Source organism: Halorubrum trapanicum, from assembly GCF_017873555.1.
In the GTDB taxonomy this organism is placed as follows: Archaea; Halobacteriota; Halobacteria; order Halobacteriales; family Haloferacaceae; genus Halorubrum; species Halorubrum trapanicum.
The window spans coordinates 1-14921 of record NZ_JAGGKE010000017.1 but is presented as its reverse complement, the minus strand read 5'-3'; the positions used below and the strand labels follow the sequence as shown (position 1 = coordinate 14921).

General features: G+C 55.2%; 12 protein-coding genes and 2 pseudogenes. 4 read left to right on the top strand and 10 right to left on the bottom strand.

Annotated elements, in window-relative coordinates; translation table 11 throughout:
• Nucleotides 1-11: 11 nt before the first annotated feature.
• The 3 genes from J2744_RS14215 to J2744_RS14205 all read left to right on the top strand — a co-directional run bounded on the left by J2744_RS14215 (nt 12) and on the right by J2744_RS14205 (nt 2310).
• Entirely contained in the window at nt 12-359 is a 348-nt protein-coding gene (locus J2744_RS14215) for a hypothetical protein (protein WP_210113907.1), read from the top strand.
• 87 nt (nt 360-446) lie between these two features.
• Nucleotides 447-1373 carry an ImmA/IrrE family metallo-endopeptidase gene (locus tag J2744_RS14210; RefSeq protein ID WP_210113906.1) on the top strand — a complete coding sequence of 309 codons (927 nt, stop codon included), beginning with the start codon at nt 447-449 and terminating at the stop codon, nt 1371-1373.
• A 106-nt stretch (nt 1374-1479) separates the two neighbouring features.
• Complete coding sequence (locus tag J2744_RS14205) at nt 1480-2310, top strand: hypothetical protein (protein WP_210113905.1); 831 nt, start codon at nt 1480-1482, stop codon at nt 2308-2310.
• Between the two features lie 107 nt (nt 2311-2417).
• Here the strand turns inward: J2744_RS14205 and J2744_RS14200 are convergent, their stop codons facing one another.
• Nucleotides 2418-3338 (bottom strand): MarR family transcriptional regulator, encoded by a 921-nt coding sequence (locus J2744_RS14200; RefSeq protein ID WP_210113904.1) that lies wholly within the window; start codon nt 3336-3338, stop codon nt 2418-2420.
• A 137-nt stretch (nt 3339-3475) separates the two neighbouring features.
• On the opposite strand from J2744_RS14200, the gene J2744_RS14195 reads away from it, so the two are divergent.
• Entirely contained in the window at nt 3476-3799 is a 324-nt protein-coding gene (locus J2744_RS14195) for a hypothetical protein (RefSeq protein WP_210113903.1), read from the top strand.
• A 446-nt stretch (nt 3800-4245) separates the two neighbouring features.
• Here the strand turns inward: J2744_RS14195 and J2744_RS14190 are convergent, their stop codons facing one another.
• The 9 genes and pseudogenes from J2744_RS14190 to J2744_RS14155 form a co-directional block, all read right to left on the bottom strand.
• Entirely contained in the window at nt 4246-5652 is a 1407-nt protein-coding gene (locus J2744_RS14190) for a Cdc6/Cdc18 family protein (RefSeq protein WP_343771693.1), read from the bottom strand.
• 996 nt (nt 5653-6648) lie between these two features.
• Nucleotides 6649-6908: pseudogene (locus tag J2744_RS15370) on the bottom strand (type B DNA-directed DNA polymerase); the annotation flags it as partial.
• Nucleotides 6909-7004: 96 nt separating this feature from the next.
• A complete protein-coding gene (locus J2744_RS14180) occupies nt 7005-7379 on the bottom strand; it encodes a hypothetical protein (protein WP_210113900.1) in 375 nt (124 codons plus the stop codon).
• 442 nt (nt 7380-7821) lie between these two features.
• Nucleotides 7822-9756: a hypothetical protein gene (locus J2744_RS14175; protein WP_210113899.1), complete on the bottom strand. Its 1935-nt coding sequence runs from the start codon at nt 9754-9756 to the stop codon at nt 7822-7824.
• Nucleotides 9757-9938: 182 nt separating this feature from the next.
• Complete coding sequence (locus J2744_RS14170) at nt 9939-10328, bottom strand: hypothetical protein (RefSeq protein ID WP_210113898.1); 390 nt, start codon at nt 10326-10328, stop codon at nt 9939-9941.
• A 39-nt stretch (nt 10329-10367) separates the two neighbouring features.
• A pseudogene (locus J2744_RS15600) lies at nt 10368-10436 on the bottom strand (zinc-ribbon domain-containing protein); the annotation flags it as partial.
• Nucleotides 10437-10657: 221 nt separating this feature from the next.
• Nucleotides 10658-11098 (bottom strand): hypothetical protein, encoded by a 441-nt coding sequence (locus tag J2744_RS14165; RefSeq protein ID WP_245203393.1) that lies wholly within the window; start codon nt 11096-11098, stop codon nt 10658-10660.
• 14 nt (nt 11099-11112) lie between these two features.
• Nucleotides 11113-12024, bottom strand: a complete 912-nt coding sequence (locus J2744_RS14160) for a ParA family protein (RefSeq protein ID WP_092818020.1) — start codon at nt 12022-12024, stop codon at nt 11113-11115.
• Nucleotides 12025-12469: 445 nt separating this feature from the next.
• Complete coding sequence (locus J2744_RS14155) at nt 12470-13777, bottom strand: tyrosine-type recombinase/integrase (protein WP_210113896.1); 1308 nt, start codon at nt 13775-13777, stop codon at nt 12470-12472.
• Nucleotides 13778-14921 lie beyond the last annotated feature (1144 nt).

Genomic DNA, 14921 nt, shown 5'->3' with positions numbered 1-14921 from the left:
AGTGATTCTACATGAGTCAACAACAGAACCCGAGTGACATCTCAATCGATCAGATTCCAATCGACCTACCGAGCACCCAGACGTCCGAGGTAGATCCAGCAGACGTTCCCGAGGAGATCCAATCGATCACCTGTGGGCTAGCAAGCGAGCACCCGCCGACGAATCCGCTCGTCGTGCTGAAAGCGGCCCGCTGGTGGTATATCCACGGAAAGGGTGGCACCGACCCCGCATTCCAGTGGGCTATCGAGTGGGCACGGCACCTCGCGACAGACACGCCCAGCGACGTGGAGCAGTTCGACGAGTATCTCGAATACCTCGTTACAGTCGGGTTCGCGGACGAACCACACGAACTCCGGTGACACTCAGAGGAGGTTGTTTGTGCGCCCCAGAGGGGTGCGGCGCGTTCTAAACTGACGCGGTCGCGGTGAACTCGATTCAGAGAAATTATGGCTACGACCAGCGACTCGTCGGTCTCCTTCGACGAGACCGACACGCGATCGGACGAGATGAACAGCACCATCGAACAGTGGATCAACGACCTCGTCGCCGGCGTCGACGAGGCGCAATCCAGCGCGGAGTTCCAGGAGTGGCTCGATGTCCAGAGCCGTTTCCACGACTATTCCTACCGAAATACGCTCCTGATCAAGCGTCAGTGTCCCGAGGCGACCCGCGTGGCAGGCTATCGGACATGGCAAGAAGACTTTGATCGGCACGTCCAGGAGGGGGAAAGCGCGATCTGGATCTGGGCACCAATCATCACGAAACAATGTCCAGAGTGCGAGAACTCGCCGAGCTACCACGAGAGCAGCGACTGTGACTACGCCGAGACACCGCCTGAAGAGTGGTCGAAGGGGCTCGTTGGGTTCAGACCCGCACCGGTGTTCGACATCGCCCAGACCGACGGTGAGCCGCTTCCGGAACTTGATACAGAAGCGACTGGCGACGCCGACGGTCTCGTCACCCAGTTGACTGCCGCCGATGATGACCTTGGGGTGACGGTTCGAATTATCCCTGAGGAGGAATGGTCGCATGGAGAGGCAAAAGGTGTCTGTGAGCGGGTGAGTCTTGTCGACGTCAAGCCCCTCGTCGAGGCTCGCGACCGCGAGAACAATGCGGATCTCGCCCGGACGCTGATTCACGAGTACGCACACGCCTTACTCCACTTCGACGTCGACGACGATACCGAGCGCTCGAAGCGCGAGGTCGAGGCCGAAGCCGTCGCGTACGTGGTCGGGCGGTACTGCGGGCTCGATACGAGTGGCTCGGCGTTCTACCTCGCGGCGTGGGAATCGGACGATCCCGAAGTCGTTCGCGAGCGGCTCGGCCGAATCAGTCGAACAGCAGAAGAGATCATCGAGGTCCTCGAGAATTAAATTCTCGGCTGTTTAACCAACATACGATACGTTAATCCGCTGACCGTTGGTTAAGTTTTTTAGCGCCCGCGAGGGGGCGGAGGCGCATTCCACCCTCCACAGAACCATGTCTGATCAGTACCTCACGGCTGTTTTGGCAGAGGCGGAGCATGTCGCTAAAAATTACGACCAGGTCGCTCAATCCACGGAGTCCCCTACACACGAGTATCTCCGGTATGCTGTTCTCAGACTACTCGAAGGGCAGTCGGAAGCGGTAGCCGAACGATTCCCGCAGGTCGACGGCGTGACGGTCGGGTATGGACGGGACAAATCGATGTTCGACAGCTGGGGTTCCGACGTTGAGTGGTGGGAGACGGTCTCACCACGGGAGGAGTGTACGCGATTTCGGCTGTTCTACCCAGACGACCGCACAACGGTCCCCCGAGTCATCATCGACGTAATGACCGCCCTCGGTGCGTGGCGCGTCTGGGACGGGGATGCTACCGCCTGTGGGTCCTACGACCATCATGAGCGGCGTGAAGTCCATTATCTCTGGCCGGACGGTCATCCTGTCGAAGAGCTTCTGCAAGAGCGCCTTCAGCACGCTGACGGAACTGTCGCTCCGGACGGTGGACAAACTGGCGATATCCGCGACCGTATGGTCGTTGCTGAGCAGGTGACACATCAGGATGCTCTCGAGCCACGAACCAGACGCGCTGTCGACGAACCGATGAACGTCTCGCTGCTCGCGAAAGGCGGCCGGTACGAGGTAGCGTCCGCGTCCGGGAACCGCTACGACGTCGATATCATCGGCAAGTCGTGTACCTGTCCAGACTGGCAACAACGGACTCCCGAGGGCGGCTGCAAGCATATGCGCCGGGTCGACTACGAGATCAAACAGGGACGAGTTCCACGACCAGACGGCCGGCTCCCTACTGAGCTGGATGTTCGTTCTTAACCAACGATTCCGTCGAGCCTGGCTAATGTTGGGTGATTCGGACGGAAGAACGTGCCTCGCCCGGACGACGCGTAACTCCTCGAAATCGACTCGTTATCATCACTCGATCACTGGTCGATTTCATACTCAGCCGCGAGCTCCTGGAACTCGTCCCACTCGGGGAAGCGATCATCGTCGACATCACCGTGAGTCTTGAGATACTGGAGCAGGATTTCAATTTCGTCTTCAAGTCCGTACTTTGCCGCTCGGTCCCGCAGCGTTTTCTCGTCAACGTCGATGCGGCTGAGCAGGAGAAGACAGTACGACCGGTGGCGAGCGCCGTTATCGATCAGCAAGGTGTGACAGCAGAGCTCCGCCGGCGAAAGGTCATCCATATCCTCAGAGTAAAGGTAGTAGCGGTGGCGAGTCAGTAGGAACAGGAGATCGAAGGCCGCGAACAGAGCGAGCCCAGTTTCGCGGAAGTTCTCAACGTCGATCTCCGTCTCGGTCTGAGCAAGAAATTCGTCGTGGTCCTCCCAGAGAATCGTCCCGTTCGGCGCGACCGCTTCGAGGCGTTGTCGATGGAGATGGTGAACAACTTCGCGTGCGAACTCATGTAGTCGGTCGAAGTCGGCGTTGAAATCGTAGCGGCCGTCGTCCGTGCCGACGAGACCACGGTCGCGGAACCGCTTGAGAACTCGGTTGACCGTATTGCGGTAGTTGTCGCTCAGGTCGGCGATTTCGGCGACGGTTCGCGGCTGATCGAGATAGTTCAGCACCTCGAGGGACTTACCGGTCAACAGCTCGGGGAAATCAATGTGGGAGTGCTGGCGGACGAGATCCTGGTAGACTTCGACGGCTCGGCTGTCAGAGGGAACAACCCGCTTTCGACGCCCGTCGCGTTCCGTGTACACCAGCCCGTTCTCCCTGAGGTCCGCAACGGCACGGGAGAGATAACTCTCGCTGTGGTCGAGTTTCGTCGCGAGGTCAGAGATCGTGTCGCCCCGTTCGACGGTGGCGAGGACCTCAAGTTCGATACGCCGAAGCACAATGTAACAAAGTACGAAACTTGTATATAAGGAAGTTTCGAGTAGTGTTACAAAATTCGGAAGCGGTCAATCGAGAGTGTTTAACCAACAAAATTATGGGTCGCTGGTTATTGTTGGTTAATAGGAGGAAACTGCCGATGTCCTACGAGCCACCAACCCCGCCTGCAGGCCTCCCGACTGAATTAGTCGAGACTCTCAACGAGTCTCCGCCGGAACAGCTTCGGGAGGTATCCCGCTACGCTGAGGAGTTAGCCGAACACATAGAACGGAAGACCCGTCTTGAGGCGGAATCGGACAAGGACAACGTCGATGATCGTCCCGAAGACCTTCCAGACGACGTCCCTGCAAAGGCGACGATCACGATCAAGGAAATCAACGACAATCGCTACTACTACTGGCAGTGGCGAGACGGTGAAAAAATCCGATCTCAATATAAAGGCCCCGTCAGTCCCGACGATTAGACGAGATTGAACCAGAGCCGAAGGTTTGTTCAGCACCATTGAACCCGTAGTTGACGACACCCCCCAGAGTGTGAATGGGATCGGTTTACCGACACCCCTCAGTGTGAATGGTCTACCACCAGGGGTGCCGTGATTGAGAAGCTCTTAACAGCAGAAGTCCCCGTACGGTAGGAGGTTTCTCCACAACGTCTTCATCGACGACACTGAGGACGATCAAAAATCGTGGGATCCACCCCCCATTTTCGAGCTGTAAATCGGAGAGGGCAAGGAGACAGCACAGCACATGCTATAGAACGTCGTATCTCTAAGGTCACCCTCCCCCCGTTTTCGAGTAGTAACGAGACACCCCGACAAATGACACCCTCCATTTTCGAGCTGTAAGCATCACCCGGGTCGCGAACACCCCCCGTTTTCGAGTAGTAAGTGCGGGGAGAATTTGAGCGAGATTAGTTCTTACTCCGGAACTGCTTCAGCCGTTCGCGGACAACCGCGCTGATAGTCGCCTCTTCGTGAGCTAGATCTTCGAACCGGGAATCCTCGCGAATCGTCTCCATGATCGTTTCCGGATCCTCGGAGAGGGAGAAATACATATGCACTCCTCTGCCTCGCCCCTTGCCTCGACGCTCGAAGTCCAATACCCCGTACGTACTCTGCTCTGTGACGTGATTTACGAACGTCTCGCGACTGTACTGATCCGAATCCATCGTATCAGCAATGAATTGGTACGTTTTGAACGCAGGTCCAGCAGGTATCCACTCAGGATGTTCTCTTGCGTAGTGGGCAGTGGCCGCCACAGCGTAGATGGAGAGTTTCTTTTGAGTCGAAATGCCGCTGATATGGCGGAGCTTGCGGTTTTCGGTGTATTTCTCCTGAGCATCACGGACATCAGTCTCGGTAACAGTGTCAGCTCCACGCCGCTCGGCTAATTCACCAGCCCATCTGAGGAGATCAATTGCTTTCCGTGCATCTCCGTGCGTTTGGGATCCGAACGCGGCAACAAGCGGAACGACGTCATCTGCGAGTGATTCTGGCTTGAAGGCGTCTCGTCGGTTGCGGAGAATACTACGGAGTTGGTTCGCATCGTAATCGTCGAAGAAGATATCATCAGGATTGTAAGAACTCTGTGCGCGGCTGTTGAGGTCCTTCATGAAATCGGCGTAGTTCGTGATAGCCGTGAGTGAAATCGGCCCATCAAAATCAGCAAGTTTTCGAGCCCGTGAAAGCTGGTAGATGAGAGAATTGTACTCTGCTTCCTGATACGGTCCCTCAAGCATATCGATTTCATCGAGAATGAAGATGACACCGTCGTAGTACTCGCGCATCAGTTCGTACAGTCGCTCCAGTTTCTGATCCGTTGAGACGCCGGTTTGGGGAACACCAGGATCAACGCCGAGGTCGTCGGCAGCAGCTTTAACTAACCGATAGACAGCCCGATCTGCAGTCTTCGGCCCCTCGCAGTTGATTGAAATGACCCCGAAGGTCTTGCCTTGAGATTCACACAGTTCGACGATCTGTTTGCAGACTGCATGAATGATGAGCGACTTCCCAGTTCCAGAGGGACCACTCAGAAGCATATCCGGGATGCCTTCGTTCTGGAGTACCGGTTTTAGGTTGTCGACGACACGTCCCAGCTGGTCATCACGACCGACGATACGATCCTCGTCGATGATGGTATCTGACCGAACGAGATCTTTGTTCGCGAAGACCCCACCGGACGACTCGGTTTGGAGTCGATCCCGGATTGAGATGCCACCACCGTCACCGTTTGTTGCGTCTTGAGAAGAATCGGCGAGTTCCGAGCCATCCTCGAACGTCGACTGTGACGTATCGGGAGAATCTATCTCCTCATCCATCGACTCGGGATTCTCAGGAGCAGCAGAGGAGGTTTCACGATCCTTTTCACCTTCTGGATGATTCGAACCTGCTCTACGTCCCTTTCGTCCCATTATGAACCCCCTCGAACTCTGGGTATAAAAATGTGGACCCTTGTGGAGTTGTAACTGGGTGAAAACAGGCTATCTAACAACTACAGCCGTGTATTCTCGAAATGAGGTAGATACCGTCTTCGGCATCTATCACCCTCCGTTGTCGAGTTGTAAGGGATCGCTAGGAATCTCTATCGTCGAAAATCCCTCGATGACCCAGACCCCCCGTTTTCGAGTTGTAAGACTTCGAGGAGCGTTATCACACCTGGTTCGATTCTCCCACCCGCCCCATTTTCGAGTTGTAAGTAACAGTGAGTCGCACTGCGTATAGGAGCAGATCTGTATCGTCTGAATTTTGCGAATGATGCTTAGGGTGAAACGGTGTATCCCACACCCCCCGTTTTCGAGTAGTAAGCATCAGAATTGTCGCGAAAGGGCAACGCTCGTAGGAGCAGTTCGCGAGTGAGAGTAATACCGGTTTACAAACACGATGGTTGGTGAGGTTCGTGTGGTGTACTCGAACATTCTACCCCCTCCCCCCTTTTTCGAGTTGTAAGTCATCGGGTGCAGACCACTCCAGATGCCATAGAGTGAGAATAGAGTTCGCAAAATAGGACGTAGAGGCGATGAAACGTGATGATTCTCGGGATTGGAACCATCTGCCAGGTTAGGAGATTCTCTGTACCCAGAGATCTCAATCTTCTAGCTGAGCTAGAAGATCTTTTTCTTTTGTCTGTATTACGGATACTGTTAGATAACGCATAACATAAACTTTCGCATTTTTAGTTGTAAGCTAGAGAAGTGGGTCTTCAGGTCGTCTATCGCGTGTATCTGCCATAATCGGCTGTTTTGCAACCCCTCTTCCTGTTCACCCCCTCCCCCTCGTCACGAGTTTACAACTCGAAAAAGGGGGGAGGGGGTTCGTCAGGCCCAGTCCGTGATATCAACTACACGTGTTCCACTGAGCTCGCGTCGGATGTTGTTATAGTCCCAGTCAAAGCGAGACAGTATACTCTCGACAGCTCGGACCATCTGCGTATCGTAGGGAGATGCGTCGAGGTGTCGATCTCTTCGTGAGCGAGGACGACGCGGTCCCGCGAGGATTTCTCGTCGTCGACGATCACGTACTCGATATCCTGTCCGGGATGGACGGCAAGGTCCTGAGTATTCTGCGTGTAGCTTTCTCGGTGTCAGCGAATATCCTGCTTCAGTCCCGGACTTCTGGGACGCTCCGAAGGCTCTGCCCCGCGAGCAGCACTTCGTAACTAGCCTCCCTCACATTATGCGAACGTTGGATAGCTCCGTCCGTTCTGCTGGAAGTAGGCCTCCTCGACGATGTCGTCGATCTCTGCCTTGGTGAGGACGTCCCGCATTGCGGTCTGCTGGAACAGCCGGCGAACCTGGCTGAACCGATAGTCGGCGTAGAAGCTCAGGTCGAAGATCAGGGCGCGGGCTGCGTCCTCACGCGTCTCGTACGAGCGCGACGAGGACTCCCAGTCACCTTTCACGATCGGCATGATCCGGGCGCTGTTCGCGGCCGTCTGGAGCATCGTCCAGATCTGGTCGTCACTGAGTGGTTGTTCGAACCGGGGCGTCGGCTCGTTCGTCTGTGCATCGGTCGTGTCCGGCGAGCGGACGTTGCGTTTCGAGCTCATAGTCGGTGGCCGCGCCCCGTCGCAACCTCGCGACGGGCGCGCTCCACCTTCGGTGAGGCGCGCCCCCGCGCCGGCCCGCCTCGCGATGGCCCAATCACCCAGGGAAATTCAACGAAGGAGATGCATGTCTCGATTCAACGGTGAAAGTTCAGGCATCGTTCAGAAAGGGACAGGTCACAGTGAGTCGCTTGGGACCAGTTCCGATTGAAAAGAGAGGGAAGGTCAGGAAGTCTGAGGTAGGACGTATAGAGTTCTATACGTAGTGTCTCAGTTTAGCAAAGGGAAGTCAGCTTAGTCCAGACGTAGGAAGGGTCGATTCTGCGTTAGAGATGGGGATTCGGATGGTGTGAAACCGACGCGAGGCGGGCCAGCGCGAGCTGCTTGTGATTTCGCGGAAAATCAACCGATAGCGCATTGGTGGGGGTGATAATACTTTCGCCCACTACTCGAGTTCAGGCAGCCGCACGTGGGCGGTATGCGGAGCGTCAGCTAGGCCGTTGGCACCCCACGTGTATGGCTGGGAGTCATCACGGGAAACATACCCTTCCGACCGGAGTCGCTTCAGCCAGTCCCTGGTTTGCTTCTCGCCGATTGAGACTCCCTCTCGATTTGCGATCTCGGCGGCTGTCCCCGGGCCCTCGTCCAGGAGCGCGCGAATCACACCTCGTTGCCCCTCGGAGCGCTCTTCGATCGTGACAGCCTCTGGCCCGACCGTGACCATCTCGGATAACCACTCAGGGAGTACCCCTGTGTGGATGTAGACCGTCGCAGCCGTCGTTCGCCCGAACCGGAGGACAGCTTGGGCAATCTTGTGTTCGCGATAGTGCCGGAGAAACGGCCGTTCAGGAATCCCGTAGTCGAGGTCTGTTCCCTTCCCCTCGTCACCTCTAATCGCCGTGTAGCCTTCTAGTGCAGCCGTAATCTGAAGCGGACGGTCTCCCGGGTGGGGGGAACCGAGTACGACCCCCACCTCCGTCCCTGTGAAGTCGTTGCTACTCCGGAGCGCGCCGTAGTGTTTGACGTCCGCAATTCGGTCAGTTACTCGTTCGATGTCGATAAACGGCTCACTGGGTGGCTCTTCGAAGAGACGCTCAGCTGCACTCTTGGTCGTGATGACGCCTGGTGTTGTATCGTGGCGATTTGCGACAGCCTCGATTACCCCGAAGTCGCCCCGTCGATTGACGTATTCACCACTGCTGTATGGCTTGACGTGCGAGGTCGTCTGTACGAACTCGTAGCCGATGACGTCGCGGAGATACCGGGCCCGACAGTCATCGCAAAGGACTCGCCAACTCACTATCTCGTCGACGCCGAGCCGTCCGTGCCAGAGTTCTTCGACCGGCGTTCCGTCCAGTCCAACTACTGCTCGAGCAGCATCAAGAGTCGGCGGCCGTCGAATGACGACCCGTGATTCGGCGTGATCGTAGACAACCTGTGATCCGTCTGGAAGCTCGACATAATCAAGTCCTGCTTCTTCCCGAAGTTGATCGTCCCAGTCATACTCCGTCGGTGCGGTATCGCCAATAATTGGTCCGCCGAGTTCGAGCATAGCGAGCACTGCAGTCGGGGCCTCGGCATGACCGTCATCATCGTCGACTGCCTCCGTTGGACGGGCAATAGAGGTGTTATCTGAGAGTTCGTCACGAATCGCATCTCGTATCGCCTCCATCCCCTCATTTGTTGCAGCTCCAATCAACCCGAAGTGATTGTCTATCGGCAAGTCGTCGTTCTTGCTGAGAAAGGTTGAAATCGCTGTTGAGAGTTGATTTGCGTCAAACTCCGTTCGATAGGCGGTTCCTGGGTCTTCGTCGAAGATGACGACGCGGTCGTCTACGACGCGATCAAGGGCGGCGTGGGCTGGCCCGCCGACGATGACGTCTGCCGCCTCGACCGCGTCCCAGCGTGCGAGGTATGGACAGTCACCGTCTTGCATACAGGGCAACACATCCTGCAGATAGTAGTGAAGATACGTCGGTGAGGCGCCCCGCGACCGATAGTCGTTGATTCGTTCGGCCCAACCGGATCCGTGATCTCCTCGCCGGGTTGGACAGTCCCGGTCGAGTGTTGGAACTTCAACTACCGCTTTCTGATGTTCGGCAGCGAGATTGAGGTGTACGTCTCGCGTCTCGTACCGGTGCGTGAGGATTGCAGCTGGGACGTCTAGGTCGAACGCGGTCTCTGTTGCATGTCGTGTTTTCCCGATCGTGGGGAGGCCGTCGATGATTACTGGTGGTGCCTGCTCGTCGTCGAGCTGTGCCTCGATTGCCTCTTGAATCCCATCTCGGCATGCATCCCAGACGGTTGCTTGAGTGAACTCGCCCTGTTGGGAAGCTACGTGAGCACCCCGGCAGCAGTCATCAGGATCAGCACCAGCCATCTATCTGATCATAGGGTGGTGACGAGTTAATCGTCTCGATTGAGCGACTGGTTAGAAACTGATCACCCCTTTGAGGGTGGAGCATGTAGGTACGGCGTTAGAGTGTTCGATTCAGGACGTTCGCGTACGTAACCTCTCGATACAAGTGCGTGCATAGACGAGGATTCTCGCTGGGTACACCCCTAACTATCGAGTTCCTCCCCGGCAATCTCGAGGAGCTTCTGGAGTCGCTCGTTGAAGTCGTCCTCGAACTCGGTATGGAGAGATTCGTCGTACATCCGTAGAGTACGAGAAAGGCCGATGGCGGCCAGCCAGTCGCGGAACTGATTGCTATTCATGTCTGCAACTGGCATGTCCAACGCGGCGGAGCTGGAACCAGCTTCCCAGAGGCGGAGCAGATCTAACTCCTTCACCATCGCGAGACGGGCGAAATCTGCGAAGGCAGCACTCACTTCTCGCGACAATTGGGTATACGAAACCGAGTCTCTGTCCAGCTCTTGCTCTCCGTTCAGTAGGTCGTTGACGTACGAGAGTGAGCGCAACGAGAGGAAGCCCTCGCGATCGACGGCCATCGGAAGCTCGTTTTCTGACTCTGCAATATCAGAAAGCGCCTGACCACATGACCCGCAGTAGTGATGAATGTCTTTGACTTGGTCTCCGCAATTCGGGCAGTAAGGCATACTGACTACTGCAACTTGCGACTACACAGACTTTGCTAAGGATCTCTTTTCAGGACGGATTATAGATAGGGGGCCGGTCTGACCTTTCCCACCCACGACTCGATAGTATAGTGAATGACGATTCATTTTGGCTTTCAAAAGAACAGGAGAGGGTCGATTCTGAGAACCTCGTTCGATGCCGGGCCATCCTCTTAACATTCGGGATTCTGTGAATCAGTGATTCACTGATCGCCGTCTTCCTTGGCGAATTCGCGAATTTTCTCCTTCGTTTCCTCCTGGTGCTCGCCGAACGCTACCTCGAAAACACCGCGGTAGAAATGCTTGTTTTTCTCCAGCGTGATGTCCTCGCGTTTGAGCTGCTTTTTCAGGCGAGTGAACGTGATCTCGATGTCCTCGCTTTGCTCCGGTTCAACGTATATCGTGGCTGAATCCCAATCTTCGCGGATGTTCAGCGGTTCGTCATCTGTCTCTCCTGCCTCACTGGTCGACGAATCAGTATCGGTCGTGGATGCGGTTCTCTGCTGATCTGATCGATCCTCGGTTGCTGCCGCAGTTTCACGACCCTGTTCTTCCGATTCCTCCGACGTCTCTGTGGTCTCCTCGTCTGCGACCGCGTCCTCCTCATCCACCTCGTCTGAGGGATCCTCGAACCGCTCGTCCATTCCCCGGGGCATTCTTACGCCTCCACCTGCGTTTTGTCAAACGCTCGTTCCATCGTCTCCGCAACCTCCAGGAAGAGGTCGCGCTCTACTTGCTGGTCGTTCGCGTCTTCCCATCCGAAAATATCTCGTCCGTTGTCCCACGCACGCTGGATTGCTACTCGCATTGGGAGTTTGAAAATCGGTGCCATCGACGCGAAGGACTCGTCGAAGGAGTTGAGGAACTTTTGCGACTGACCGTCGTCCCGGTACATGTTCGCCAGGAGTCCAACGATTGCGATCTCGATCTGCTGGTTGTCCTCGATGGACTCCAGCTGGTCCCACAGATCGTCAAGTGCATCCCGTGATGTTGCTTGGGTCTGTGCAGCCAGGAAGACGTTCTGAGCCGCGATGAAGGCCGCGTCCGTCAGGACTGAGAGGTCGGGAGGGCAATCGACTACGATAAAATCGTAGTTGTATCCGTCGTCAACCATCTCTTCGAGGGCGAGTTTCAGCGAGAGACGAGCATTCGCATCGTCCATCCAATCTCGAGCAAGGCCCATGTCCTTGTGACTGGGAATCAAGTCGAAGTTCAGATGATCGTACTCATCGGCTTCGATCACGATTTCTGAAAGACTAGTATCGTGCGTGCGCGGATTGTCGACGAGTACGTCGAGTAGGTTCTCGTCATCGGTGACTAGTGTGTTGGGGAGTTCGTTCTTCGGGCTTGATGGATCGTTGTCGTCGCCCGGACCCAGTCCAAGCCCTTTCGTCATGTCGGCCTGTGGGTCCATATCGATTGCAAGAACATCGTGGTCGCGAGTGGCCAGCGCCGCGGCACTGTTGATCGTCGCCGTTGTCTTTCCTGTCCCGCCTTTCTGGTTGCCGAAGGCGATCGTGGGGATGCCAGTCGATGGTGTGACGCCCCATCCACGAGGTGTCTCGGTCATAGTTCGATCATTGAATCAATGACTCATAAATCCATGTCAGACACTCAGTTGTATCTCTCTCAATGCGATTCTGTCGTATATCGGCGTTTGAGGGGCTAAGAGCTATGATTACCTCTTTCCCGAACACTGTCTTTGAATCATTGACTCACAGAATCAATGATTCACAACGTCAGGATTTCACTGATTCATTGATTCAGTGATTTCGTGATACGGGTCTGGTGTTCCTGAATCCTCAACTCAATGCTTCAGGCACTCACTGATTCAGTGACTCAATGAATCTCTGAGTCGGTGAATTCATTCTCTCCATCGTGGCAAATGACGCTATAGATCATGGACTCTTTGATTCTTAACTTCCAGAAGTCAATACTTCATTGACTCTGTGACTCATTGATTCAGTCATCAACCGAGGACAGACATTTGGAATAGCTCGACAGATGGGTTGATGTTACGTTCTCTCTCCGAAGGCTGCGTTAAGTTGGTCTCGCATGAATTCTCGTCGGACTCGGCGAGCACGCGAGTCAGACAGGTAATTTTGCATCACTACCCGAGGATCGCTACTACCTTGCTCTGCAGCGATTTCGTCAACACCTTCGAGAACGCCTTCGAGGACTGCTGTATAGGTGTCGTACCAGAATCGACGACAGAGCTGTGGACTCGGTCGTTCACCCTCGATCCGCTCGGGGAGATCTGCTTCCAATGCAAGATTTTGGAACCAATTCCGGATTGTATCTCGGGTCACGTACGGCGTTTCTCCCTGAGAGGAGGGGAACAGGTATCCAGTCCACGTATCGTCTTCCGCTAGCTCGTCGATTCGGGAGTCGAGAACGTCCATTCCGTACAGGAGAGACACCTCACCGGGCCCGTTCTTGCGACTCTCGAACGTAATGAAGGGGATGTCGTCTTCGGGAACGTCACGGTGGAACTGCGATACATGGAGTGCGGCGACCTCACTTGCACGAAGTCCCCAGCCAGCTAACGCCACCACGAGCAGCTGTTCTCGCGTTGTCTCCGACGCCTGCATCAGTTTCCGAATCTGATTCGCTGAAAGCGAAGGTGTGGGTGAATCTTCGACTTCCCACTTGAATTCGTCATAGAGGCCGCTCGCAGGGTTCATCGAGGCAACCCGTCGACCGACTAGATGCTGATACCAGGCGTCGACGACGCGCCGCACACGCTGGAGAGTCTGGGCACTGTATTCCCGTTCTGCTCCCTCATTCAACCAGTCGAATGCTGCATAGCACGCGTCAACGGCTTCGTAGTCTGGATTCTCTTGATCTCGTTGAATCGGTGTAAGGAGGTCATCTGTCCCGTTTGCCTCTCGATAAGCACGGACGTAGAGATTCAGTCGCGTTCGCAGCGCGTCGACGGACGACGTCGCAAGGCTGTATCGTGATTCCCGCCGGTTGAGGAACTGTTCAAGGGCGTCCATTGTTGCATCATCCGTCGTTGCCCATGTGTAGCCCTCTTCATCATCACCGAGCTCGAGGTCCTCGTTCCAGAACTCCCCGAATGAGCGATCGTGATGGCGGCGGAGAGCCGCGAGGAATGACCGCGCATCGTGATCCCGAAACCACTGGTGGGTAGGCTTCTCGCCTCTCGGATCGATACCCTCTGCTTCGAGGCAAGGGGCAATCTCGTCCCAGTACAGGTCCGTGAAGTCCTCGAGCGAGCACGAGGTCCATCGGACACCATCGAATGATGGCACCCGCTCAGCGTCGGTTTTGCCCTCCTGCTCGGCATCCGACCGACTCATTGTACCGATCTCTGGGGGACTTGACCGTCCGAAATTGGATTGGTGCAGAATTCGGTTAGAAACCTGGTCGCGGCCCAGTATGGCGATTCTAAGAGTGGCATATCCGAGTCGTTCAGCGTTTCAATCGGATTCCTTATCAGTTTGTGGGTTGGGCAGACCAATTCAGTCTGCTAAACCCACACCAGATCCTTTGTGAATATGCCTACAGGGAATATACTGTATATCGCTATACTGAATCAGCAGCAAATTTTGTACTTCTTGGAGCAACAGAAATTGTCTCGGAGTGCTATCTCAGAAGGTTCCATAGTGCTACATATACCCGTCACAAAACCACCAGCAGTCGGATATTTCGGGCGCCAACACGAATAGGCAGAAGACCCTTCGATTCCTCGCAGAAATTCGTGGTGTCAGTATAGATCCCGTGAGTATGAGTTGGAGACGCACTGTAGGGACTCGCCCGACCAAGCCGATACTAATTGTTTGGTAAGCATTTAGCGCCAAATTGCGAAATTATGGCTCTGTTGAAATCCTATTCATTAGGTATATTCTTGCCTGAAACAGTTGGCCGATGAGGACTGCGAACTATTCAATAGAGTATCTCGGCTTCTTGACGGTGACTTTATGACGCTTTGGACGAGAGAGTTTAGCATGGGTAAGACGGTTTCCCGCTTCCCGCGTCCGTCGGCCAGTAGCGTCGAACGTTCCCTTGCGGTTCTCTTGGTGGGGTTGCTCGGAGTATACGCTCTTGGGACACTTATGAGAGACATTATACCAGCACTCAACATGGCAGGCGTGGTTGCAGTTCATTTCGCGGTCGTGGTCGCAGGCGTCTTCCCTATCGCTGTGCTTGGACACGCTCTGTATAGCCGATTCCGTACTGGGACTGCCAAGCCACGTCGTATCGAAATCTTCAGCTCACTCGTCGCGCTCAGTTGCTTGGGTACTGCGCTCTGGCTCACAATTGATTCGACCTCCAGTCTCAGCACCCCGCTGTTAGGGATTTCGTATAGTGCATTACTCGTTCTCGCGGGTCTCGTGACTGTCCGATAATCAGTACATCACAAAGCCGGTTAGTTGAGACGTCTGCTTGCTGAAGGTGTGTCTAATACCAAGCAAGCAGACGGTGAAATCCACGAGGACCAGC

What these genes read in the sequence shown, in the direction of transcription:
- J2744_RS14190 (WP_343771693.1), bottom strand. Translation starts at nt 5,652, where the DNA reads ATGGATGAGGAGATAGATTCTCCCGATACGTCACAGTCGACGTTCGAG.
- J2744_RS14165 (WP_245203393.1), bottom strand. Translation starts at nt 11,098, where the DNA reads ATGGACGAGCGGTTCGAGGATCCCTCAGACGAGGTGGATGAGGAGGAC.
- J2744_RS14215 (WP_210113907.1), top strand. Translation starts at nt 12, where the DNA reads ATGAGTCAACAACAGAACCCGAGTGACATCTCAATCGATCAGATTCCA.
- J2744_RS14160 (WP_092818020.1), bottom strand. Translation starts at nt 12,024, where the DNA reads ATGACCGAGACACCTCGTGGATGGGGCGTCACACCATCGACTGGCATC.
- J2744_RS14170 (WP_210113898.1), bottom strand. Translation starts at nt 10,328, where the DNA reads ATGGCCGTCGATCGCGAGGGCTTCCTCTCGTTGCGCTCACTCTCGTAC.
- J2744_RS14195 (WP_210113903.1), top strand. Translation starts at nt 3,476, where the DNA reads ATGTCCTACGAGCCACCAACCCCGCCTGCAGGCCTCCCGACTGAATTA.
- J2744_RS14210 (WP_210113906.1), top strand. Translation starts at nt 447, where the DNA reads ATGGCTACGACCAGCGACTCGTCGGTCTCCTTCGACGAGACCGACACG.
- J2744_RS14205 (WP_210113905.1), top strand. Translation starts at nt 1,480, where the DNA reads ATGTCTGATCAGTACCTCACGGCTGTTTTGGCAGAGGCGGAGCATGTC.
- J2744_RS14155 (WP_210113896.1), bottom strand. Translation starts at nt 13,777, where the DNA reads ATGAGTCGGTCGGATGCCGAGCAGGAGGGCAAAACCGACGCTGAGCGG.
- J2744_RS14180 (WP_210113900.1), bottom strand. Translation starts at nt 7,379, where the DNA reads ATGAGCTCGAAACGCAACGTCCGCTCGCCGGACACGACCGATGCACAG.
- J2744_RS14175 (WP_210113899.1), bottom strand. Translation starts at nt 9,756, where the DNA reads ATGGCTGGTGCTGATCCTGATGACTGCTGCCGGGGTGCTCACGTAGCT.